Source organism: Nocardioides abyssi, from assembly GCF_030412915.1.
Taxonomy (GTDB): domain Bacteria; phylum Actinomycetota; class Actinomycetes; order Propionibacteriales; family Nocardioidaceae; genus Nocardioides; species Nocardioides abyssi.
The window spans coordinates 1-281 of sequence record NZ_JAUHJR010000134.1; the positions used below are offsets into that span (position 1 = coordinate 1).

Sequence of the window (281 nt, forward strand, 5' to 3'; positions counted from 1 at the left end):
CTCCCATTCTCACGTGCTCTTTAATTCTGAATGCGAAACTGCCAGCTTTCCTTCCAGGTTTGTTCTTCTGACCTGCTTTGCTCCCTCTGTTGTTTGTTTCTGAAACCGGAGAGCTACGTGAAGAATCTGAGCTATGACAAGAACTAACAAGCTCTGACAAAGAAGATGGTCTTTGAGGAGACGAAGAAACATCATATGATGAGCTTGAACTTTCCATTGAATATTTCTCATAAGAATCCTCACCTTCTACTTCCATTTCCAATTCAACCTTCATTTCTGTG

General features: G+C 41.3%; 1 protein-coding gene. It reads right to left on the reverse strand.

Going from position 1 to position 281, the window contains the following annotated elements; genetic code table 11:
* Positions 1 to 281: hypothetical protein (locus QWY29_RS20225; RefSeq protein ID WP_300963026.1), on the reverse strand; the 281-nt coding region annotated here is incomplete at both ends.